18 protein-coding genes and 1 pseudogene are annotated in these 22,021 nt (G+C 69.6%); 5 read left to right on the top strand and 14 right to left on the bottom strand.

Annotated elements, in window-relative coordinates; translation table 11 throughout:
• The 11 genes and pseudogenes from ACLJPY_RS35760 to ACLJPY_RS35710 form a co-directional block, all read right to left on the bottom strand.
• Nucleotides 1-262, bottom strand: a pseudogene (locus tag ACLJPY_RS35760) (hypothetical protein); the annotation flags it as partial.
• Nucleotides 259-735 (bottom strand): VUT family protein, encoded by a 477-nt coding sequence (locus tag ACLJPY_RS35755; protein ID WP_410595402.1) that lies wholly within the window; start codon nt 733-735, stop codon nt 259-261. The gene ACLJPY_RS35755 and the pseudogene ACLJPY_RS35760, both read right to left, overlap by 4 nt.
• Before the next feature lie 62 nt (nt 736-797).
• Entirely contained in the window at nt 798-1,448 is a 651-nt protein-coding gene (locus ACLJPY_RS35750) for a hypothetical protein (RefSeq protein ID WP_410595401.1), read from the bottom strand.
• Nucleotides 1,445-3,301, bottom strand: coding sequence for a type IV secretory system conjugative DNA transfer family protein (locus tag ACLJPY_RS35745; protein ID WP_410595400.1), 1,857 nt, complete (start codon nt 3,299-3,301; stop codon nt 1,445-1,447). Before ACLJPY_RS35745 ends, ACLJPY_RS35750 begins: the two co-directional genes overlap by 4 nt.
• A gap of 48 nt (nt 3,302-3,349) precedes the next feature.
• Nucleotides 3,350-4,474 (bottom strand): C40 family peptidase, encoded by a 1,125-nt coding sequence (locus tag ACLJPY_RS35740; protein ID WP_410595399.1) that lies wholly within the window; start codon nt 4,472-4,474, stop codon nt 3,350-3,352.
• Complete coding sequence (locus ACLJPY_RS35735) at nt 4,471-6,009, bottom strand: ATP-binding protein (RefSeq protein ID WP_410595398.1); 1,539 nt, start codon at nt 6,007-6,009, stop codon at nt 4,471-4,473. Before ACLJPY_RS35735 ends, ACLJPY_RS35740 begins: the two co-directional genes overlap by 4 nt.
• Nucleotides 6,006-7,514, bottom strand: coding sequence for an SCO6880 family protein (locus tag ACLJPY_RS35730; RefSeq protein ID WP_410595397.1), 1,509 nt, complete (start codon nt 7,512-7,514; stop codon nt 6,006-6,008). Before ACLJPY_RS35730 ends, ACLJPY_RS35735 begins: the two co-directional genes overlap by 4 nt.
• Entirely contained in the window at nt 7,511-8,935 is a 1,425-nt protein-coding gene (locus tag ACLJPY_RS35725) for a hypothetical protein (RefSeq protein ID WP_410595396.1), read from the bottom strand. The genes ACLJPY_RS35730 and ACLJPY_RS35725 overlap by 4 nt, the downstream gene beginning before the upstream one ends.
• Nucleotides 8,932-9,744, bottom strand: coding sequence for a hypothetical protein (locus ACLJPY_RS35720; RefSeq protein ID WP_410595395.1), 813 nt, complete (start codon nt 9,742-9,744; stop codon nt 8,932-8,934). The genes ACLJPY_RS35725 and ACLJPY_RS35720 overlap by 4 nt, the downstream gene beginning before the upstream one ends.
• Nucleotides 9,745-9,747: 3 nt before the next feature.
• Nucleotides 9,748-10,038, bottom strand: coding sequence for a hypothetical protein (locus ACLJPY_RS35715; RefSeq protein WP_410595394.1), 291 nt, complete (start codon nt 10,036-10,038; stop codon nt 9,748-9,750).
• A gap of 91 nt (nt 10,039-10,129) precedes the next feature.
• Entirely contained in the window at nt 10,130-11,047 is a 918-nt protein-coding gene (locus ACLJPY_RS35710) for a hypothetical protein (protein ID WP_410595393.1), read from the bottom strand.
• Nucleotides 11,048-11,282: 235 nt separating this feature from the next.
• On the opposite strand from ACLJPY_RS35710, the gene ACLJPY_RS35705 reads away from it, so the two are divergent.
• Nucleotides 11,283-11,930, top strand: a complete 648-nt coding sequence (locus ACLJPY_RS35705) for a hypothetical protein (protein WP_410595392.1) — start codon at nt 11,283-11,285, stop codon at nt 11,928-11,930.
• A gap of 21 nt (nt 11,931-11,951) precedes the next feature.
• Here ACLJPY_RS35705 and ACLJPY_RS35700 read toward each other — a convergent pair whose 3' ends face one another.
• Together ACLJPY_RS35700 and ACLJPY_RS35695 are read right to left on the bottom strand one after the other, a co-directional pair.
• A complete protein-coding gene (locus tag ACLJPY_RS35700; RefSeq protein WP_410595391.1) occupies nt 11,952-13,184 on the bottom strand; it encodes a hypothetical protein in 1,233 nt (410 codons plus the stop codon).
• The gene (locus tag ACLJPY_RS35695) at nt 13,177-13,509 is read right to left on the bottom strand and encodes an ImmA/IrrE family metallo-endopeptidase (protein WP_410595390.1); all 333 of its coding nucleotides are present in this window, start codon (nt 13,507-13,509) and stop codon (nt 13,177-13,179) included. Before ACLJPY_RS35695 ends, ACLJPY_RS35700 begins: the two co-directional genes overlap by 8 nt.
• A 444-nt stretch (nt 13,510-13,953) precedes the next feature.
• Between ACLJPY_RS35695 and ACLJPY_RS35690 the strand changes: the two genes are divergently transcribed.
• The gene (locus tag ACLJPY_RS35690) at nt 13,954-15,189 is read left to right on the top strand and encodes a cytochrome P450 (protein WP_410595389.1); all 1,236 of its coding nucleotides are present in this window, start codon (nt 13,954-13,956) and stop codon (nt 15,187-15,189) included.
• Here ACLJPY_RS35690 and ACLJPY_RS35685 read toward each other — a convergent pair.
• Entirely contained in the window at nt 15,143-17,362 is a 2,220-nt protein-coding gene (locus tag ACLJPY_RS35685) for a helix-turn-helix transcriptional regulator (protein WP_410595415.1), read from the bottom strand. The genes ACLJPY_RS35690 and ACLJPY_RS35685 overlap by 47 nt on opposite strands.
• A gap of 930 nt (nt 17,363-18,292) precedes the next feature.
• Here ACLJPY_RS35685 and ACLJPY_RS35680 point away from each other — a divergent pair.
• The 3 genes from ACLJPY_RS35680 to ACLJPY_RS35670 all read left to right on the top strand — a co-directional run bounded on the left by ACLJPY_RS35680 (nt 18,293) and on the right by ACLJPY_RS35670 (nt 21,956).
• Complete coding sequence (locus tag ACLJPY_RS35680; protein ID WP_410595388.1) at nt 18,293-20,212, top strand: protease pro-enzyme activation domain-containing protein; 1,920 nt, start codon at nt 18,293-18,295, stop codon at nt 20,210-20,212.
• 81 nt (nt 20,213-20,293) lie between these two features.
• A complete protein-coding gene (locus tag ACLJPY_RS35675) occupies nt 20,294-21,163 on the top strand; it encodes a L,D-transpeptidase family protein (RefSeq protein WP_410595387.1) in 870 nt (289 codons plus the stop codon).
• A gap of 34 nt (nt 21,164-21,197) precedes the next feature.
• The gene (locus tag ACLJPY_RS35670) at nt 21,198-21,956 is read left to right on the top strand and encodes a hypothetical protein (protein ID WP_410595386.1); all 759 of its coding nucleotides are present in this window, start codon (nt 21,198-21,200) and stop codon (nt 21,954-21,956) included.
• Nucleotides 21,957-22,021 lie beyond the last annotated feature (65 nt).

The following is a 22,021-nucleotide window of genomic DNA, read 5'->3' as shown; positions in this document are numbered from 1 at the left end:
TGAAGTACAGCTCCAACGAACCCTCCGCATATCCATGATCAACAGTCATTGCGGAGGGCCTAACGAGCCACGAAGAGAGTGGCATCTGGGTGAAGCAATGAGACGGTTCCAGACAGGCTGGAGAACCTCCGGAATCACAGGCCCAATCACACGACGCGACCGGCAAAGTCTTGTACCGGCGCAAGGTCCGGTCGGACACGAACAGCGGCACATCGAGCAGCGCCAGCCAGTGCGGCCGATGCGTGCCGAGCAGAAATCTCATGGCCGGCGGCGTGCGAGGGCGGTCAGTATCGTTCCGACGACGACGCCGTACGCCTTGCCCAGCAGATGACCTGGTGTCAGCGTGAGGGATGCGAATGCGATCGCCGGGAACAACACCGAGTCGGCGGCGACACCGACGATCCCGCTGCACAGCACTGCAACCACGACGCCCTGGCGCGGTACGAGGACGGAGTAGACCACCGCGTCGAGCACTTCGCTGACGACGAACGACACCGCGGACGCCGTTGCAATGGCTGGGCCGGCAACCACGTAGGAGAGCACCGTGCCCACGGCGACGGCCAGCAGCGACGCCCGCAGTCCGGCGAGGCGTTGCACCCAGTCCCGCACGACGAGCACCGGACCCGCCACATACACTGCCGCGGCCGCCTGCAGTCCGAGTCCAACGCCGACGGCGCCGAAGTGCTCGGCCAACCAGTTCGCGCCGGCAACGCACACGACGTACAACGCGATCACCGGCACACGGACGAACCAGGCGCCCGCTGGGCACGTCGGTGCGCGACGGTCTCCGTGCGCGGTCATGGCCGGCTGAGCGCGCTCGGCGGGCCGGTAGCGCCGGTCTGGTCTGCTGCTTGCGCTTCCCGTTCGCGGTGCTCCAGGGTGAAGCGATCGGGACGGGAAGGTGCGCCGGCGGTCTTGTGTCCGTCGGAGCGGCAGCGCTGGTGGACCCACTCGGTGGTCATGCGTTCGGCGAAGCCAGGGCGCCAGTGGTCGTGCCAGTACTGCGCGTCACGGGCGGTAGCCTTCTTGCCCAGGTGGGCCTCGCGCCACGTGTAGGCGAGGGTGGCGATCTCGGCGACCAGGCCCGGATGGTCCAGCCAGCAGTCGGGGATCGCGACCGCCCGGGTGCCGGGATTGCCGACGTAGGTGTCGTTGTAGTACTGCACGAAGTGCGCGATCGTGAACAACGGCGATTCCCCGCGATGCTGCTTGTCCTCGGCGGCCGCCGGTGGCAGGAACGTCAGCCACCGCGCCAGCCGCGGGTCGCTCTCGGGCTCGTCGGTCAGTTCCGCGAGCTTGGCCGACAGCTGCTCGATCTGCTGCCGCAGGGCTTTGGCCACGATTTCCAGCCCGGCCACCGCGTCGGTGAGCTCGTCCAGTGACCGCGGTTGCGGTCCGTCGTGGTCGGCGCTGTCGTCTGGGCGTGCGGCGATGTCGTCGTCGCTCATCGCAGATCACCTGGACCGGGCAGCGTCAGCGGGTAGCCATCGGAGGTGATCGCGGCCTGGCCGGAGCGGATCACGGCGACGTCGGACTGCAGCTGGGGCCAGTCCGGGCGTTGTTCGACGTCCACGGTGCGGCCGAGGATCGGGCGCAAGTTTCCGTGCAGGATCAGTACCCGGCCGCGGTCGAGGGTGCGGATGTCGCCGGGGCGCAGCGTCGGGACGGTTTCCTCGCCGCTGGCGCCGCGCCCGACGCTGAACAGCCCGTCGCTGTGGTGCTGATGAGTGCGACGGCGGTGCTGCCCGGACAGCGTCGACAGCCACTCGAGCGTCTTGTCGTCCTTCAACCCTGGGAATGCCGTCAGAGTGAGGGTGTTGTCGATCAGCTGCAGCCGACCCGGCTCGCCGTAGAGCTCGTCCAGCTGCGAGCGGGACTGCGCGGACCAGTGGATCAGCACGCCGCGGCCGGCGGAGTCGGCGATGATCGCCGGCAGCCGCGGCACCGGAGTACCGGCGAACAGCTCGTCCAGGATCGCGGTGGTCGGCGGTTCCAGCCGGCGGCGTTCGCGGCGCAGCGCGGTGTCCTGGGCGGTGGTGAGGATCTGCTCAACCAGCGCGGTCAGCACCGGCCGGGCCTGCGGGGCCTGGTGCTCCCCGGCGATGATGAACAGGCTGCCGCGGCGGTTCAGGAACTCGTCGATGTTCAGTTCCTCGGCCGGGCCTGGGGTGGCGAAGTAGCGGATGGCGGGGTTCATGAACGGCTCGATCGCGCGCCGCACACTCATCCAGACCGCGTCGGAGGTCTCGGCGACCATCCCGATCTCCGACTCCAGGTTCTGCGCCAGCTGCGGATACTGCCGCTCCAGCAGCTCCACGGGTTCCCGGTCGGCGGGTTTGGCGATCGACCACCGCACGAGATGATCGACGGTCCGGTGATGGGTGGCGGCGGCGAGCAGGTAGGCCTGCATGACGATCGTGGCCCGGCCGCGGAACACCGCGTCGTTGCCACCGACGTTCTCCAGCCCGAGCGAGGATGCCTCGATCAGCGTCTCGGCGCGGCGCAGCGCGACCGCGGGGTCGGCGCAGCCGGAGACCGGGGACCAACGAGCGTGGGCCGGCCAGGACAGCGTGCCGGTGGCATCGATCACCAGAACGGGACCGGCCCCTGGGCGGCGAGTACGAGCGAGCAGGCACCACTCGGCGAGGTCGTTCTTGGTCGTTGAGGCGACCAAGGCGCCCGGGGCGGCGAGGACCTTGTGCACCAGGTCGGTGCGGCTCTTGCCCGAGCGAGTTGGGGCGATCGTTCCGGTCGGAGTTTCCAGCGACGTCACCAGTTGCTGGCGGCGGGGCCCGCGGTGCAGCGGGACCGCGATCTCATCGACCGGTGCGGTCCGGCGTTGCTCGTCGGTGAGATCGGCGCGAGTCCACGCGGCAGCTTTGCGCGCAGCCGCGACCGACAGGGTCTTCGCGACGTCCCGGCGGGTGGCGTGCCCGGAATCAGACGGCGCCACCCGTCGCCAGACGGGCACCGCGGCACCGACCGTGAGGCCGGCGGCGAGCATGGTGATCGTGGTGAACCAGACGTAGAACGCGACCTGGTGGTCGCTGACCGCGGCCGACCACGGACCCGGCAGCGCCGGCCCGGGATCGGCGGCGTGGAAGGCGGCCGTGAGCGCGAAGCCCGGCCACGTGGTGATCGGTGGCCAGGTCCACGTGCCGGCGGAGAAACCGGTCACTAGAACGGCCGCAATGACGACGATCGCGCCGAGGGCGCAGAGGATCGCCAGGGCGGCGACCGCGAGGCCCATCAAAGCGACGTCGCGGTCCAGGTTGAGTGTGTCGGTGCGTGTGCGCGGCATCGGCCGCTCCCTCCCGGACAGCGGGAGAAAGCGGGACCACGAGGTTCATCACAGTGGGCTCCCTCCCGGTGGCGGGGAGGGCGAGCTAGGGTCGGCGATCCGGCGGATCGCAACGATCTTCGAGGTCCAGGCCGACAGCGGTTCGAGGATGACGCCGGTGTCGGTGTCGTAGGCGTCGACGATCAGGCCGTGCCCGGCGTACATCCCGACGTGCCGCGGTACCTGTGCCGTGCCGAGGGAGCCGGGGATGAACAGCAAATCCCCGGGCTGCACCTGCTGGAGCGAGGCGACGGCGTGCCCGGCATGGACCTGGCTGACGGTGCCGGCCGGGATCCCGATCCCGGCGGCGGCCCACGCTGCAAGCATCAGCCCGGAGCAGTCGTAGGCGTTCGGGCCTTTAGCGCCCCACACATACGGCTTGCCGAGCTGATTGAGGGCGAAGCCGACCGCGGCGCGCTGGCGGACATCGGTCGGCAACGTGAACCCGAGCGGCAGCTTCGTCGGGTCCACCTGGCCCGGGTCACGCGGAATGTCAGATCCGTCCTGATCTGGGCACAGCGACTTCGCCTGCACTACCTCGGTGCCGCCGCCGGGCGGCACGGTTGGGGTCGGGTTGTCGGGGCCGGTCCAAAACCGATCCACGATGCCTGCGGCGGCGGCCTCGCGTGGGGCGTAACGGTCGGGGAAGCCGCTGCGCTGCACCGCCTGCTCCGCCCGTCCCGGGGCCATGGTGTCCCAGCCGGGCAGCGCAATCAGGGCGTCGAGGAACTTGCCGGTGGCATAAACAGGGTTGAGGATCTGCTCGCGGGTGCCCCAGCCTTGGCTCGGGCGTTGCTGGAACACCCCGACCGAGTCGCGGTCGCCGTAGTCGAGGTTGCGCAGCCCGGACTCGACCATCGCGGTGGCGATCGCGAGAACCGCGGCCCGGCGGGGCAGGCGGCGTTGCTGGACGACATCGACGATGGTGCGGGCGATGTCCATCTCGCTGGCGCCCAGTGGCTGCCGGTCCACCACGATTGAGCCACCACCCGGGCCGCCTTGCTCACACCCGGCCAGTGGCACCATCGACGCGGTCGCTGCGGGCCCGACGATCAGCGCGAGTGTGAGGATTGGCAGCAACACCAATCCGGTCAGCGCACCGCAAGCGGCAGCGAACATCCCGGTGGGCTTCATGGTGACGTCGCCGTCACGTCGTTGGTGGGTGATGGGTTCGGTTTGCGGACCAGCTGGGCGTTGGTGTCGAAGATCTGCCGTTCGATCCGGCTGAGCACGGTCTGAATCCGAAGCCCGGTCCGGTTTTCGATCTTCCACAACGCGCGGCCTTGACGGTCGTTGGCCCAGCCGGTCGTGGCCTCCTGTTCCTTCTCGGACAGGGCAAGGACATCAGCTAGTTCGCTGGCTACCCGCGTGGACTGTCCCAGCAGGACACGGATCGAGCACAGGGCCAGCAGGTCCCTGGCGATGGCGACTTCCTGGGAACCGGTGGCGCCGACGGAGAGGAAATCTCCGGGTTTGTGGCTGACCAGGACCTGGATCTTGCGTTCTGCGCGCGAGAGCCGCAGCTCGCTATCGACGGCCTGCACCGCGCGCAGCCCCAGGCGAAGCTGTCGCCAGATCTCGTCGCGGACGACGATCCGGAGCTCCCCGTCCTCCTGTAGATCCGTGGCCAGCGACGACCATGAACCCAGGCAGGTCAAGGCGACCGCGACGGCTTGGTCGCCGCGGGTGCGCAGCCGCGAGAGGTCCAGGCTTTGGATGGGGGCGTTCCAGTCGACGGTGAAGTTCGTCGGGGCGTCGAACAGCCCGGCCAGGGGTCCGCTGACCAGATTGGCCAGCGCGTCGGTGATCGAGCGCAGGTGGTCCAGGAATTGACGGCGGCCGGCGAAGCGCAGGCTCGACCAGAGCTGCTCGTCCGGGTCGGACATCGCCCGGTGGACGTCGGGGATGGTGATCGGCGCCAGGCGGGTGTAGCCGTCGCTGACGCCGAGCAGCAGCCGCAGCACCGCCGAGAGCGCGGCTTCGTCGGTGACGGTCGGCCGGTAGCCCTGAGCTTCGGCCAGCGCGACCAGCAGCTGCACCCACCGGCCCAGCACCCCGTCCAGCTCATCGCGTTGCCGAGCGGTCGACCACGCGTCCCAGCGAGCGGCCAAGGGGCCGAGGTCGAGGGCATTGAGGCGGGCGCTGCTGCCGCGGCCCAGCATGATCGGCGTGACGCCCAAGGCGTTGAGAAGTGGGGTGTATTCGCCTTTGACATCGCCGGAGATCAGGGTGCGGACCCCGGTGAGCATCATCCGCAGCAGGAACGCCACCACCGTGGAGCTCTTGCCGCGGCCGGGCTCGCCGAACAGGACCATGTTCGGGTTGGTGCAGATCGAGCGCAGGACGAACTCGACCGGATGCAGGTAGAACGCGCCGCCGGAGTGGACGTCGTAGCCCATCCGCGCCCCGACCGCCGGCAGCGGGCTCGCAACCAGCAGCGGAAACAGGCCACCGATCTCATGGGTGCCGGCCTGATAGACCTGCAGCGGCGCCGCCACGGGCGACCACCCGTACCCTGACCGGGCAAATCCCCGCCGCGGTGCCGCCCGGCGGTTTACCCGCGCGCCGCGATCGGCCGGACGCCGACTTCTCGGCGACCGCGTGCCGACAGCGGGCCCGAAAGTGGCGAGCAGTTCCGCGGCGGTCCGCTCGCCGTCGCGGCGGCTCACGATGCACCGCCGCGCAGCCGCGGCAGCCCCACACCGACCGGCAACACGGCCGCGACGAACCCGGCATCCTGGGCGAGTTCCATCCGCAGCAGCTGGAAACGGCCCGCGATGTCGTTCTCCAGCTTGGCCGCGTGGTCCTCGACATTCCACGTATCCGGGATCGTGACCGCCGCGGCGACGGCGAAGCGGACGATCCCGTGCCCGGCCGCGACGGCGTGCTCCTGCGCCCGCGCCCCGCCCGCCTCACGGGCCTCCGCGGCGCCGGAGTTGAAGCCCTTCGAGGACTTCCAGTCCCGCACCACGCCAGTGCGGAACCGCAGCCGCCGCACCGCCTTGCGGGACCGGTGCTGGGACAGGGTCTCGTAGTGGATGGCGAGGCTGCGGCGCTCGCCGGCGGTCTTGACCGCCAGCAGCCCACCCAGCGACCCGAACACCGTCCCCGCCTCCGGCATTAACACCGAGTAGGACACTGTCGCGAATCCGTCGTGGTAGTACGCTCTCGGCGAGGGGGCCGGAGCGTGCGCCGGACCCGCGGTCGCCCAGCGGACACCGGCGTCGCCGCCGGCCTGGTGGCGGCGCGTGGCGAGACTTCGCGCGGTGGCCGGGTTGAACCCGGTGCGGATCGCCACCGCCAGTTCCGGACCGGAGAGCCACTTGACGCCGGTGGCGCCGAGGGACTTCAGCTTGTCCTCGAGCCCGTCCAGCACGCGGTAGAGCACCGCGGCTCGCCCGGCGACCCCACCGCCAGCCGCGGCGGCCGGCCGCCGCAGGGCGTCTTCGGTGCCGGAGAGGGTGACGAACACTTCGTGCCGGACTGACACGGCTCCGACCAGCCGGTCCAGCTCCTCAGACGCTTGGCGAGCGAGCGCGGGGGCGTCGGGGACGTCGTGTTCGGCGCGCCAAGCCTGATAGTCGGCGCCGTCGTCGGGCACGGTGCGCACCAGCAGGCTCATCCGGTCGATGACCTCCCGCTGCCCGATCGACAACAGCAGGTTGCCCAGCCGGTTGGCCAGCCGCTCGCATTGCGCGTCCGACAGCATCCCGACACCGGCGTGGGTCAGCCGGGCGGTAGCACCCCACCGTCCATCGACGGTGTCGTGGATCAAGCAGACGCGGCCGACGTCGCGCAGCGGCGGCCCGTCGGGGAACCGCAGCCGGGCCAGCACCCCAGGCAGATCCGGCTCGTCCAGGTCGTGGGTCTGGCCGGTGACTGCGCGCGACTGCCACCGGGACCACCCCAGCGCGATGCCGGCGCGGTAGAGCAGCAGATGCCCCAGCCAGCGCAGCGCCGGGCGGCCGCGGACGGGCACCACCACCAGCGCCGCCACCGTGCCGCAGAGCCCGCCCAAGGCCAGTGCCTGACCGAATCGCCCCGCCGACACCGCGAGAATGACGGGGACGGCGAGCCCGACACACACAAACGCCTGCACGGGTGTCAGCCCGACGATCCAGCCCGCGTGTTCCTTGCGGGACAGTCCTTTGTAGATCCGGGTCGCGGCGCTCACAGCAGCACCGCTGCTTCCTCGGCCTCCCCGGCCGCCGCGCCACCGCCGTCGTCGGGGGGCGGACCGCCCGGGGGCTTCGGAGTCGGCGGCGTCGGCGGACCGGTATCGCCGGGCGGTTGCGGCGGTGGCGATTCCCCGCCGTCACCACCATCGTCGACGGACCCGGTTACGCCTGCGCCGTCCATACCGGCGGCCTCGGGGGCGGGCGGGTCCGTCACGCGGGTGGCCGGGTCACCGCCCCGATCACCCCCGTCGCCGCTGTCGGGGGTGCCGGCTCCGGGCGCATCGTCTTGGGAATCTGTGCCGCTCCCGCCCTCGCCGTCGGATGCGCTCGCGTCGCCGGCCCCCGTGGGCGGTCCGGCATTCATGGTCTCCTCGGCGGCCGCCAGGTCGAAGCGGTCGATGTTCGCCTGGTCCTGACTATCGCTGCCATCTTCGCTGTCGCCGCCCTTGTCGTTGTTGCCCATCTCTTTGCGGGCCTTCTTCGACAACACTCCGGCCATGCGCCCGGCGATGCTGTTGGAGCCGTAGGAGTCCAACCCCGCGTCCGAGAGCTTGTCCCGGAAAACGCCTTGGGGGTCGGCGTCGGGGTCGATGAAGGCGAACAGCTTGAACAGCACCAGCGGCACACACAGCGCGACGAACAGCACCCCAATACCGGCCAGCAGCCCGGACACCCCTTGCGCGCCACCGACGATCGCCACGGCCAGCACCACAACGAACGCCAGAGCGGGCTTCATCACGACGGCGACCAGGCCCCATCGGACGACTTTCCAGTACCACCGCGCGGTCGCGTCCGCCACCAGCCCGGCCGCGGCGATCGGGACTGTGGCGACCACGATGTAGATCGCGGCCTCGCGGAACACGGCCTCGAACGCGAAACCCAGCCCAGCCGGGATGACCCCAAAGGCGCCGGCCAAGCCGAGCACGACGTTCTTGACCTCATCGGAGAGGGCGTCGGTGAAGCCGGTCATGTTCAACGCGTCGCGGAAGTTCCCCACCCGCAGCCCGGTGGACAGAATCGCCTCGGTCAGGCCGTCGGCGGCGGCGAGGAACGCTGCGAGCACCCCGACTGTCACCGCGAGAGCGATGCCGTACTGAACCGGGCCGGTGATCAGGCGGACGAAGCCGCGGCCACCGTGGAGGACGGTGGTGATGATCTGCCAGAAGAACATCCCCAGTGCGATGACCCCGGAGATCCACAGCGTCATCGGCCACAGGATCGACACCGGCCCGTCCGTGGTGGACACGGTGAAGATGGAGAACTGGTCGATTAGCTGGAATGCCGTGCGCAGGATGAACAAGGCCGCGGACCAGGTCGCTGCCATGAGCTGTTCGAGAACCCCGACGGCGCTCGCTTTGGCCCCTAAGCCGGCTAGCCTGCCCAGTGCCTTCAGCAGCTCGATCTCCGCGGGCGTCATCGGTCACCCTCGCGGTTGAGGGGCCGGTAGCCGGCCGCGACCGATTCGGCGCTGCCCGGCCACGCCGACGCGGCGTAGGCGGCGCGGGCGCCGGGGGCGATCCGCCACGCGGCACCGGTCCAGCGCAGGGCCTGGCAGTCGCCGATACCCATGCGCGTGGACTGGCCTTGGTAGTCGACGCTCAGCTGCCCGAGCGTGCACACCACCGCGAACCGGCCGCCGTCGGCAGTGCCCTTGATCAGGCCCTGGGACACGTCGTAGGTCACCGTCAGGCCAGGCTTGAGCTCGCCGGGGCGGATGCCGGCTTCGTCGCGGAACGCGGTCAGCAACGCGAGCGGACCGCTGCCTTGCGGGGACGGGGCGTGCGGAAGCGCAGATTCGCTGTAGGCCCGCAGGTAGGTGTCCGGGTCGCCGCCGCGCAGTGCGGACTCGTTGAACGCGGTCAGCCAGCCCAGCGCACCTTCCGCGGTAGCCGGAAAGCCGTCGGAGATCACCCGGTTCGCGATCGGCGCACCTCGTGGCACGGTGATCGGCGGGCCGGCCGTGGCGGTGGTGAGTTCGTGCGGCAGGGCCGCTTCGGTCGGCAGGGTCAGCATGGGCCGGGTGGCCAAGGCGGTCGCCTCGTCGACCGGCGCCGTGGGTGTCGGCGAGGGTGCGGCGCCGGGCGGAGTCGCGGCCGGCGGGGGCGACGGTGGTGCTGTTGCCTGCCGAGCGACGAGCACGACCGCGACTGCGGCGACGATCAGGACGGCGATGAGGATCAGGTGGCGCGTTCGCGTGCGGGAGCGCCGCGGCGTGGTGGTGAACATGGCTCAGCCGCCCGCGAAGCTGTTGATCAGCGACCAGCCGATGCCGTAGAGGATCGCGCCGGCTACGGCGCAGAGCATCATGACGACGCCGACTTTCCCGGCACGGTGATGGTCGACCCAGCGGCCGCCGACCCAGACGATCAGCCCGATGAAGAAACCGGCGATGAGCGCGACGCCCGCGCCCCACTTGACGTTGTTGAGCAGCCCGAGGATCTTGTCGCCGCCGACCTCGGGCTGCACCGGATGCGGGTCGGGGATCTGAGCGAGCCAGTCGATGAAAATGTGCGCGGACATCGCGCCCTCCACATCGCACCGCCCGACGTCACGTCGAGCGGGTCAGGTGGGAGGGCGTTGAAGTTCTTCTCGGCTGAACGGCGGGATGGGCTCAGCCGGTGTCGGGGTCCGAGACGCGGCCGCGGACGATTCGCGGCCACCGCAGAGCCAGGCGGCGTGTCGGCGGCTGCAGCATGTGCCAGGAACGGAGCAGCTGTTCGGCGGGTGAGCGAAGCGCAGAGGGTGTCACGTCGGCCGTGATGCCGTGGTCGGCAACGTCACGCTCGTGAGGGAAGAACGCCGCGTCGGGTAGCAGGACGCTGGTGCGGCGTCCCGCGGTACCGGCCACGCCTTTGGGCCATCGGCGGGCACCCACGACGAGCAGTTGCGTGGGCGGAGTCACCGCTGCGGTCCGCACCCACGGCTCTAGCCGGGCCAGGACCTGTTCGGCGTGCGCGAGTCCGGGCACCGTGGGCCGTACCACTAGCGCGGGTATCGGTGAGGGGCTGCCGACGCGCAGCCATTGGCCCGGCCCGAGCGCAGGGTTGGTTGCCAGCCGCCACGGGTCGTGGCCGATGTCCACCACCGTCACATCGATGCCGCGACCACCGGCAGGGTGCCAGTATGGGGGCGGCGGGAACACCACCGGCTCGGCGGCGCTCTCTACCACCTCCAGGCGGGCAAGTATCGCTTGGGCGCGCCGCGAGAACCGGATGCCCGCCGCGGAGCTGGGGCCGTCCCGCCGGGGACCATCAGTGCGCGCGGCCCGCCCAAGTCCGGATCGGACCGGATCGCCGGCGTCGATGAGCAGCACCGACCGGCCCGCCAGCTGCAGCGCGTCGGCGATAACGACGGCAGTACTCGTCGCTCCGGCGCCGGGAGAGGCGGCCAGGATCGGCACGACACGGCCGAACGCCGACCAATCGACCAGCTCGACTGCGCCGTCGGCAGGAGTGGTCTGTTGCCGCCTGGTGGTCGGCGAGTCCACGCTGGAGCGGACATCCGCAGGTAGGTCCTCGAATGCGACCATGACGGGCCTCCCCTCAGCGGTGGTGGTGCGCCGGTGAAGGGTGCGGCGGTCACAGCGGGACCGTGCTCCAACCCCCTGGACGGGGTGGCGTGGGTTGCTTTCTCTCCGTGAACGGAAGATACTCGCAACGAGTGTGGCTCTTTGCTTCGATGGTAGACGCAACTCGCGATGTGTCAAATATGAGCAATCACCGCGTAGTCCACGCGCGGTAATGACAGCGAGGTTCGGGGGCAGCGTGGGACGACGGTATGAAGATGAGCCCGTTTTCGAGGACTGGGAAGAGACGTCGCCGGAGCACCTGACCTCGCCGCTGCCGCATCGCTCCTACGCCGCGCAGCAGCAGCTCACCCTCGAACTGCTCAAACTGGACACGTTCGCCGAGCGGTTGACGTACCTGTTCGATCACGAGTCGACCTACTACGCGCTCGACGGCGAGCCCGTCGTCGATCCCGAGGAGATTGCACGTCTAGTCGCCGACAGAACCCCCGGGTTCCGGAGTTTTGTCGCCCGGGTACCGCTGGTAGCACGATGGGTTCAGGCCCGCAGCGGGATTCCCGTGACCAAACAGGCGCTCCATAACTTCAAGGGCGGGGTCCGGGAGAACACCCGTCCGTCGGTCAACCGGGCATTGGCCGCGTTCTGGCGGATCCATCCGGATTTGCTTGACCCTCGCGTGCCGGCCGCGGAATTCGCGCTGCCGTATGACGAGACCGACCGCAAAGCACACGAGCTGATGACCGAGCTCGGAGGCGTCGGCGTCAATGCTCGGACCATCACCAGCTTCCTGGGCGGCGCTCAAGAGGCCGACAAGCAACAGCTGGTGAAGGTGCTGGAACGGATCGCGCAGACCGCCCGCGAAAGCGGGCACGGCCGGCCTGGCTGACGAGGCCAGACAAGGCCGCCGTCACGCTCTACCTCGGCGGGGTTGCTTCGGTCCGAGCTTCTTCGCCAAGCGCCGTACGCGACGCTCGCTCAGTGCTGCACCAGTGGCAGCCAGCCACCTGGCTCGCTTGTCGTCGTCGACGGGCAGCCGCTCGGTTTCAGGCCACCATGCATCAACATCGACATCGACGGCATCGACATCGTCGGCATCGGCATCGGCATCGGCCTGAGTGCGTCCCGCGGGTTTTGATAACCGCGCGACGATGGCGGCGATGGCGATCTCGATCTCGACGGCGGTCGCGATAGGCTCGATGTCCATCTCGTACATCAGCTCGAGGTCCCGCAGATTGTGGCGTATCGCGGACCGCGTCGTGCAATCGATCAGCTGATCCACGATGAGCAGAGCGTCCTCGATCTCGACTATCTGCTGGGTCGGGGTCAACGGCGGCTGACGGCGATGGATGAGCAGGATCCGCGTGCGCCGCCACAGACGTTCGATCGCGGCCTCCTGGCGTTGTGTGCGGCGCCGGTCGCGCCGGTCGAACGCCCTGCGGGTCACGGCGGCGAACACCGAGCCGGCGGCGAACAGCAGCAGTCCGACACCGTCGGTGAACACCGCGAAGTGGGTGCCGCGGGGCGGATGATGCGGGTCGAGCAGCAGGCGCAGGACGACGCCGAGCCGCCAGGACAGCCCGACCAGCGACACCGCCACCCCCAACTGGGCCAGGGTGACCCCGCCGCGGACCCCGGCCACCTCTCCCATCGCGACCACGGTCAGCCCGAGCAGCAGCGCCGCGAGCCATCCGACCATGTAGGTCAGGTAGATCGCGGTGTAGAGCTGCGAAGGCCACGTCGGGTTCCGAGGCGCCCCGAAGAAGGACGTGTGCGCCCCGGCCAGCACATACAGGCTGACCATCGCCGCGGCGCAGACCCCGAAAATCGTCACCACCGCCGGCATGGGCAGACGCAGCTGTCCAAGGGTGTGCAGGAACCCCGCGGTGAAGACCATCGCCACCATGGCCAGCACGTGGTGCACCACGATCGCCACGTTGTGCAGGCCGGTCAGCTGATCGGCCCAGTTCAGCGTCATCGGGTCCCCTGCCGCCAGCGACAAGGCCATGCACGCGATGCCTGCGGTCAGGAAGTGGCGGCTGAGGGTATAGCCGAACCCGCGGTTGACCAGCGCCTTCCGGACCGATTCGGTCACACCCGCGGCCGCGGCGCTGTACCAGAGCAGGGAGACCGCGTCAGGCATCGGCGCACAGGTGCCGGCGGGATCCGAACGCCGCCCGCAGCGCTGTCCGCCCGGGTGGCAGCCGGTCGCGGTGGCGTGTCATCCCGGCCCGGATGTGCGCCCGCAGCCGGTAGGCGAACTGCTCGGCTTCAACCTCGCAACGGTCGTCGGGGCAGGAGCGGCGGCCGCAGACGTAGTCGCCGGGGTGGCCGAGCAGCCAGTGCCCGATCTCGTGGTAGGCGATGTGGGCGACGTGCGCGGGGACGGCGGCGGCCGCGATCCCGAGCCAGCATTGCGTCCGCGCGCGCACCAGCAGCCCGCTGGCCCCGCCTCTCCCGGTCGGCATGCGGCCCAGAACAACGGCTGTTTCTCGTTGTTCGCCGAGGGCGTCGAGAAAGGCGCGCAGCTCGAATGGGTATTGGATGGGCAGCGTCGCGATGATGCTGTCGCAGTGCCGGATGAGCTCCTGGTCATCGTATCGTGTGGTCCCCACAGTGCCCCCTGAATGTTGGTCGAATCCAGCCGATTCCCGCCGGCTCCCGTTGGTCACGCTCAGCACTGACGATCTTCGTCGAAGCAGGTCAGAGCGTTGCGGCCATATTGACGGACGCAGTACTCCTTGGACGCCCGCAGACGCCCGCCGGATCCCGCAACGTTGGTTTGCGGGGGTCATGCGGGGGTGTTTGCGGTGTTTGCGGGGTCGATGCGGGCCCGCATGTTTCCCGAACGGACCGCATTCTTGCGTGGTGGAGGGTTGATTCCGTCGTCTCTGGCCGACTAGTCAGAAGGCATGGTGCTGAATTCGGGGGACGCGCCGACGCGCGAGACTGACAGTGATCCGGCGACGTTGGCATGGGGGTTCAACCATCTTGATCCCGCGGTTGCCGCGATGGCTTACGAGACGCTCGGGACCATTCGCCGGGGGTGTCCGGTCGCGCGCAGCGGTGAGCTGGAGGGGTTCGTTCTGGTCACCGGCTACGACGAGGTCCGCGAGGCCGCGCACGCCCCGGACCGGTTCAGTGCCTACGTCGACGGGTTGGGCGCGGCGGCGGTGGTCACCGAGATGCGGGAGGCGGTGGCGCCGATGTTCGAGACCGACGACGAGCATCATCATCAGTGGCGGCGTGCACTGATGGACTTCTTCAACCCGGCGGCCGCGGCGGCCCAGGAGCAGTACGTGCGGGCGATCTGCCGGGAGACGCTGCAGGAGCTGATTCCCCGCGGGGCGGCGGACCTCGTCGGTGGCTATACCCAGCAGGTGCCGCCGCTGGTGATCGGGCGGATGCTCGGGCTTTCGGAGCTGGAGCGGGCGTGGCTGTCGGAGCATGTGCGCGCCTTCTACGGCGCAGAGACCTTGACCGAGGCTCAGCAGATCGGCCGGGTGTACGCGGACTTCCTGCTCGGACACATCCGCGAACACCGTGCCTACCCCGGCGATGACCTGCTCTCCTGCATGGTCACCGCCGAGGTCGACGGTCAGGCCGCAACTGAGGACGAGCTGGTCAAGATGACGATGCTGATGGTCGCGGCCGGGCACCTGACCACCGCCGACGCCTGCGCCACCGCGGTCCTGCAGCTTCTGGAAGACCCCGTGCTCCGGGAGCGTGTCGCCGGCGACACGGCGCTGCTGGGGCAGTTCGTCGAGGAGCTGGTTCGCTACGAGCCGACCGTCGCGGCGACCGGCCGGACCGTCACCAGTGACACCCAGCTCGGCGGGGTACCGCTCTCAGCCGGGGATCGGCTGCTGCTGACCTGGGGCAGCGCCAACCGCGACGAACGCCGCTTCGACGACGGCGAGGTCTTTCGGCTCGACCGCGAGCGCACCCGGACACCGCATCTGGGCTGGGGCGCCGGCGAGCATCGCTGCCTCGGCCGGCACCTGGCCCGGGCCGAACTGCGAGTCATGCTGGAGGAACTGCTGCGCGCGCTCCCCGATTTCCGCCTTCAGCCCGACGCCACCGTGCGGTGCACGTTCGGGGTCATGCGCGGTGTGGCGGAGCTGCCGGTGCAGTGGAGCCGTCGCTAGCCGCGACGTGCGTGCGATACCAATCGGCGAGCTCCGTGCGTCCCCGTAGGTTCAACAGCCGGTAGATCTTCGTCAACTCGCCCTCGATCGTCCGCGCCGAATTGTGCAGGGCAGCGCCGATATCCGGGTTCGACTTCCCTTCGCTGACCATGCGGGTGATCTGCCACTGCCGCTCGCTCAGCGACGGCGTCGTGGGGTCGGTGTCGCCGAGCGCGAACGCCACGATCCGGTCGTCCCGCCACCGGCCACCGGTCAAGCGGGCTTTTTCGAATGCCTCTTCGCCGATGCCGGCGATGATCGTGTCGATCGCGATGTCGCGGTGGTGTCGCCATCCGGGCAGGCCGTTGAACCGGACGCCGTGGCGGGCTTGCAGGCTGTCCGAGCCGCCATACAGGTGGGCGCCGCCGACAAGGTCGCCGGCCAGCACGCGTTTGCGGGCTTCCTCTTCCACGCCCCACGCAGGTCCCCACAGGTCGCCGAGTTTCACCTGCGCCCGCAGCGCGTTGCGGGCACTGGCGTGCGGCTGCGATCCCTCGGGCAGGCCGCGGGTCCATTCCGCCCAGGTGATCGCCCATTCCGCACCGCGCGCATGGGCCTGCTCGAGGCACCACTGCGACATGCGGTCGGCCTCCTCGACCGGGCCGTGCAACCCGGCGGTAAAGGCGTGGAACAGCCCTGCCATGTATGCCGAGCCGTCGGCGCCGGCTGCGCGGAAGCCTTCCCGGGCCGCTTCCAGCTTGGCGTAGCCGCTGCGTTGCCCCAGGGCCACGGCGTCGTAGGTGCCGTCGATGAACTGCACCGCGGGCGCGTTCTCCATGCCGATCTTCCGGGCGAGGTTGAGGCATTCGTCGCGGTGGGCTTTGCCGCGGTCGCGGGTTCCGAGTGCGATCCAGATCCAGCCGACCATCGCCAGCGCCGAGACTCGCACCGGCGAAGGCTCCGCAGCGTCGGCCTGCAGAAGCTTTTCGACCTGGCGGCAGACGGGGATTTCGGTGGCGAAGAAGTACGGCGCGCGGGTGCGCAGCAGGTCGACCATGATCGTCAGCCCACGCTGCACCTGCCTGCGCTCCGCACACCAGGTCACGGCCGCGGTGATGTTGCCGGACTCGGCGTTGACCCCGTTCAGCCAGCACATCTCGTCCGGGCCGAACCAGCGTTCAGCCGCGTCGCGCACCAACTGCGCGACCCATGCGCAGTGGCGTTCCTCGATCGCCTCCTGGTCGCCGAAGTGCCGCAGGCGCCGGCGGCCGTACTCGCGCAGGTAGTTGTGCTGCCGATAGCGGCCGTCCGCCGACGCGCCTTCGATGATCGAGTGCTGAACCAGGTAGTCCAGCGTCGGCAGGATCTCGCCGCGGTCGACGGCGGCGTCGGCGCAGACCTGCTCTGCTGCCTCGAGGGTGAAGCCGTCGGCGAACACCGTCAGCCGGGCCCACACCCGCTGCTGCACCTCACTGCACAGGCTCCAGGATTCACCGATCGCCACGTCCAGGGCCAGGTGATGAACCTGAACTCCGCGGGTGCCCGGCGCGTAGCGCAGTGACGATCCGCCTTCCAGCCGTTTGAACACCACCGCCGGCGAGCGTCCGGTACTCAGCTGGGCCGCCACGAGTTCCAGGATGAGCGGAATCCCGTCGGACCAGCGGACCAGACCGACGATGGCCGACCAGTCATCCTCGGGGGTCAGCGGCCGTCCGACCAAGGCGGCGCGGTCAGCCAGCAGCTTCACCGCGTCGCACTCTTCGGCCTCGATGCGGCCGGCGTTCTCCTCCGGGATCTGGAGGGGACTCAGGTGCACGGTGCGCCCGCCGTGGATCTGCAGCCAGGCGCGGCTGGTCGCGATGATCTGCAGCCGCGGCGCCTGGCTGATCAGCAGGTCTACGAGTCCTTGGATGGGCTCGAGCAGCTGTTCGCAGTTGTCCAACACGACCAGGACCCTGTGGTCGCGCAGGAACCCAAGCAGCACATCCAGCGGCCGGGCGTCAGGCTGGTGATTGGCGACGCGCAAATCTGCAAGCAGCAAGTTGCAGATTCGCTCGACGGCCGCTTCTTCTCCGGCTTCGCCCCTCATTTCTGCAAGCCGAACGAAGGCGCCTGCGTCATAGGCATCGCGTCGCCGCCGAAAGACCTCCCCGGCCAGTCGCGTCTTCCCTACTCCACCACTGCCCGTCAGCATCACCAGACGGTCGCCCTGGTCGATATAGTCCCCAACCTCGACTACCTTGTGTGATTGACCGACGAGCGTCGTCGGATACACCGCACCCGGTATACCGACACTCGGCGATGGCCTACGCGCCATGTCGCCAGCGCGTTCCACCATTGACGCCCCTGCTGCGCCCGGCCGCGGTGTGCGACACCGACATCACCCCTCCTCGTGCCGTCCCTGCTCGTCACGGGCTTTTGCCGATGCCCGCATCGCCCCCTCGTCGGCGAGCGCCGCGTTCACCCAGGGTGTACCGCGCTCCGCGTCATGTTTCGTACCACGGGTAACACCGCGGCCCTCAAACATTAACCAAGGGAACACTCGATCGGGTTAATCGTCAACAAACAGATGGCGCCGCCATGACTACACTGCGTAGTCGATAGGCATTTCGACTGTCCGACCGAAACAGCTATGCAGCACGGCTCACCGAGAGCGCTCAGATCGACACTTTTCGTAATGATTCGCCGCAAGGACCACTCAACAGACCGACGAAACGCCGACATTGAGCAACACACGTTGACTTTTGTCGAGATAGGGTTATTGTTCGTCTCAGCAAGGCGGATCGTGTTCCACGCCGGGGGAGGCGTGAACTTGGCACGATCGGCCACCCACGTTGGGACTTACTCGTGCTCAGACCATCGACAGCATTTCACGCCCGGACGGCACGCGGACCGCCTTTGTCGCACCCTCCCGCCGACCCTTCTCCGCACTTCGTTCTCACCGGTCGCGCAGCGACCTTCGCGTTGACCAGGCCCACGCGGCCGGTCCACACCATCCGAAGTCTCCGCTCAGCCCCTCTTCGCGTCACCCTGGCTGCGGCACGAGGCACGCCCTTCAGCACGCCCGTCGATCACACGACGCAGCGCTGGATGGATTTCCCTTTTCATACAAGGAGAAACCTCGATGCACAGCCGTCTTTGGCATGCCCTCGCCGCGACCGCGGCCCTACTCGCCTCCACCGTAGCCACCGCCGTCGCTGCCCCCGGCACCCCCGTCGGCGACACTGGTGACCGCACGCCGATCGCCGGGAGCACCCCGGCCTGGGCCACCCCGAGCACCGAAGTCGCCCGCACCAACGAAAACACCGTCCGGCACATCCAGGTCGCCCTCGCGCTGCGCGACCAAGCCGGTGCCGAACGCCTCGCCGCGCAACTGGCGACGCCGGGCAGCGCCGAGCACGGCAAGTTCCTCTCCTCGCAACAGTTCCTCGACCGGTTCGCTCCCGCCCAGGAGACCGTCGACCAGGTGTCGCAGTGGCTGGCCAAGCAGGGCCTGCATGTGACCGGGGTCAGCGGCAACCGGCACTTCGTCGATGCCGAAGCCCCCACCGCGGCCCTGGAAACCGCGTTCGGGACGAGGATCGCCGCGTTCCGCGCTCGCATCGACGGTGTCACCCGGACGCTCACGGCCCCGGCGTCGCCGGTCACCGTGCCGGCCTCGCTGCGTGCCTCGATCACCGCTGTGCTCGGCCTGGACGACAGCGCCGCCCTGCTCAAGCCCCAGCACACCCGCCCGAACGCGGCCGCGGCCGAACAGCACTGCGCGCGCTGGTGGGGCGAGCAGAACAACACCGACGTCCCGCAGAAGTACCCGGCCGGGTCCCAGTCCAACGCCCTCTGCGGCTACACCGGCACCCAGGTCCGCGCGATGTACAAGCTGAGCAACGGAAACACCGGCGCCGGAACGACCATCGGCGTCGTCGGCGCCTACAACTCCGACACCGTCGTGGCCGACACCAACCAGGCCGCCGCCCAGCTCGGCGTCCCGCCCCTGACCGACGGCCAGTACAGCGCGGTCCTGCCGCAGGGCGGGTTCACCGACGCGACCGAATGCGGAGCCGAGGGCTGGAACGCCGAGCAGACCCTGGACGTGCAGGCCTCGCACACCATCGCCCCGGCCGCGAAAATCCGCTACTACGCCGGGAAGACCTGCAAGGGCACCGGGATCTACGACGCGTTCAACCAAGCCGTCACTGACAACGCCGTCGACGTGATCAGCAACAGCTACGGCAACGCCGACGGCGAGAACTCCCTGCCGCAGACCGCCCGAGACCAGTTCAACAGCATGGCGCTGCAGGCGGCAATCCAGGGCCAGACCATCACCGTGTCCACCGGCGACGCCGGCAACAACTCCGGCCCCGTCGGCCACCCGACCGCCAGCTTCCCCTCCTCCAGCCCGTGGGTCGTCGCTGTCGGCGGGACCAGCGTCGGACTGGACCAGAACAACCAGCCGAAAGTGCTGACCGGGTGGGAGAACAGCGGTAACACCCAATCCGGAAATTCGTGGGCGCCGCAGCGGGACGCGGACGGTCCGTTCGCCTCTGGCGCCGGCGGCGGCACCTCCGCGCTCTACGATGCGCCGGACTGGCAGGCCGGCGTCGTCCCCGGCAGCGGCGGGAAGCGGGCGGTGCCGGACATCGCGGCGCTGGCTGACTCCTACACCGGAATGCTGGTCGGTCAGACAATCAAGGGCCAGTTCGGAATCGGCTCATACGGCGGCACCTCGCTGGCCTCACCGCTGATCGCCGGGCTCGTCGCCGACGCCCAGCAGGCCCGCTCCGGCAATGCCCGCGCCGGGCTGCTCACCCCCATCCTCTACAGCCTCCGCGGATCCAGTGCGATAGCCGACGTCACTCCCCAGCAGGCCGGCGTGTGGACGCCGATGATGCACGCCTTCGGCGGCGTCGCGGTCCCCGGCGGGCAGGGCAGCTACCTGATCAACTTCGACTCCCGACCGCAGAACCTGCAAAGCGGGCCCGGCTGGGACAACGTCACCGGCCTCGGCACACCCGCCGACGGGTTCATCGGCGCACTTTCCCAGTAGCCACAACCTCTTCGTGGCAGGCCCGCTCGACGGTGGGCGGGCCTGCCACGCACTTCATCGACCGTGAGGAAGGACCGTTTCATGTCCGAGATGCCACAGCCGGCGCAGAACCGGTGGCGGGTGCTCGCGCTCTGGGTGGCGGGGATCGCGATGGTCGGCACCGCCGGTGTGCTGCTCCCACCGTCACCGACCGCGCCCCGCACCGCGCGCGGCACTGATCCGGTGGAGCTGGGAGTCGAACTGCACGCCCCGGTCGTCGCGGCCCGGGCGATTCCGAATCTGACCAGGTTGCCCGAAGCCAGCACCTTCGGCACCATTCCGGCCGCCCCGCAGGATGCGACAGTCGACGAGGCACCGGACGGACAGGTCGTGCATCCGACCGAGCCGGTGCCGGTCTTCGGCCAGCCGGGCGGGGAAGCCATCGCGGTCCTGCCGACCACGCAGCTGGGATCCGACACGTGGGTGCCGGTGATCGCCGAGGAACCGGGCTGGGTACAGGTGCTGCTGCCGTCGCGGCCCAACGGCTCCACCGGCTGGCTCTCCACCCAGGACAACACCCTCGACAGTCGGTCGACGACCGACCGGATCGTCATCGACCGGGCCGCGTTCCGGCTCACGCTCTACCGCGACCACCAGCAGATCGGCATCTGGAGCGTCGGCGTCGGCACTGCCGCGACACCGACCCCGACCGGGCGGACGTTCGTCCTCGCCTCGATGACCGACTCGAAGCAGAAATTTAGCCCGGTCATCTTCCCGCTCGGGATCCACTCCACGACCTTCACCACCTACGGCGGCGGCCCCGGCACCACCGGCATCCACGGCTGGCCCACCACCGACGTGTTCGGCCGCCCCTCCAGCGACGGCTGCATCCGCGTCCCCGCCGACGCCCTCGCCACCTTCACCAACCCCATCCATCCGATGCCCATCGGCACCCCAGTCCTCATCCGCTAACCCACCCACATCAACACTTCCGGAGAGAACAGCCATGAACACCACTCGCAACGCACTCGCTGCCGCCGGAGCCGGCGCACTGCTCATCGGCACCCTCACCACACTCGCTTCCAGCTGCACCCCGGCGACCGCAGCGCCGCCTGCCCTCGCCGCTGCCGCTGCGACGTCGACGGCGACCGGGATCTCCGTCTCCGGCGGCGAACATCTCTCGGCCAGTCCGAGCGTGTCCAGCAGTGGCGCGATCAAATCCGCCGGCGGCTCGGTCTCCACCCCGAGCGGCGCGGTCGTGGCCAGCGGAATCAGCCTTCAAGCGGGCGCCGGATTCGCCGAAGCCCGCGTCGCGTCGGTACGGGTCGGCGGAACCACGGTCGGGCCGTTCGTCGCGACCTGCCGCAACGGCTCGATCACCACCAGCGCCCCCAAGAGCGGCACCGGCAACCTGAAGGTCTCACCGGGCGGCCACGGCACCGCCGGGGTCATCACCGTCACCACCAGCACCGCCCCCACCCGCACGAACGAGTCCAGCGCACCGAACAAGCCAACCGCAGGGACGGCGATCACCGTGACCGTGGCGACGGTCAGCTGCGGCACCGGAACGCCGCCGCCGACGAGCACCCCGCCGAAGGGCAACCCGCCAACCGGCACCCGCCCCGCTCCGACGCACAAGCCCGGGGCTCCGGGGACGTCGCGGCCAGGCGCGCCTGGCCAGCGGCACCAGCAGGGCGACAACCCCGGTGACCGGACCGCACCCAAGCCGCAGCCCAAACCCGGCCACGTCGCCGTCACCGGCTGACCACCACCAAGCCGCGCGGGCCCGCACCCCCACCTCAGCCCTCACGCGGGCCCGCGCACCCCCGC

Source organism: Amycolatopsis sp. lyj-23 (assembly GCF_046549135.1).
Lineage (GTDB): Bacteria > Actinomycetota > Actinomycetes > Mycobacteriales > Pseudonocardiaceae > Amycolatopsis.
The sequence above is the reverse complement of the archived record's forward strand: the minus strand, read 5'-3'. Positions and strand labels throughout refer to the sequence as shown.

Coding starts and splice junctions, on each gene's coding strand:
- ACLJPY_RS35710 (WP_410595393.1), bottom strand. CDS start 11,047: ATGGTCGCATTCGAGGACCTACCTGCGGATGTCCGCTCCAGCGTGGAC.
- ACLJPY_RS35745 (WP_410595400.1), bottom strand. CDS start 3,301: ATGCCGCGCACACGCACCGACACACTCAACCTGGACCGCGACGTCGCT.
- ACLJPY_RS35675 (WP_410595387.1), top strand. CDS start 20,294: ATGTCCGAGATGCCACAGCCGGCGCAGAACCGGTGGCGGGTGCTCGCG.
- ACLJPY_RS35680 (WP_410595388.1), top strand. CDS start 18,293: ATGCACAGCCGTCTTTGGCATGCCCTCGCCGCGACCGCGGCCCTACTC.
- ACLJPY_RS35715 (WP_410595394.1), bottom strand. CDS start 10,038: ATGTCCGCGCACATTTTCATCGACTGGCTCGCTCAGATCCCCGACCCG.
- ACLJPY_RS35750 (WP_410595401.1), bottom strand. CDS start 1,448: ATGAGCGACGACGACATCGCCGCACGCCCAGACGACAGCGCCGACCAC.
- ACLJPY_RS35695 (WP_410595390.1), bottom strand. CDS start 13,509: ATGCCGACCGGGAGAGGCGGGGCCAGCGGGCTGCTGGTGCGCGCGCGG.
- ACLJPY_RS35700 (WP_410595391.1), bottom strand. CDS start 13,184: ATGCCTGACGCGGTCTCCCTGCTCTGGTACAGCGCCGCGGCCGCGGGT.
- ACLJPY_RS35690 (WP_410595389.1), top strand. CDS start 13,954: ATGGTGCTGAATTCGGGGGACGCGCCGACGCGCGAGACTGACAGTGAT.
- ACLJPY_RS35685 (WP_410595415.1), bottom strand. CDS start 17,362: ATGCTGACGGGCAGTGGTGGAGTAGGGAAGACGCGACTGGCCGGGGAG.
- ACLJPY_RS35740 (WP_410595399.1), bottom strand. CDS start 4,474: ATGAAGCCCACCGGGATGTTCGCTGCCGCTTGCGGTGCGCTGACCGGA.
- ACLJPY_RS35720 (WP_410595395.1), bottom strand. CDS start 9,744: ATGTTCACCACCACGCCGCGGCGCTCCCGCACGCGAACGCGCCACCTG.
- ACLJPY_RS35670 (WP_410595386.1), top strand. CDS start 21,198: ATGAACACCACTCGCAACGCACTCGCTGCCGCCGGAGCCGGCGCACTG.
- ACLJPY_RS35725 (WP_410595396.1), bottom strand. CDS start 8,935: ATGACGCCCGCGGAGATCGAGCTGCTGAAGGCACTGGGCAGGCTAGCC.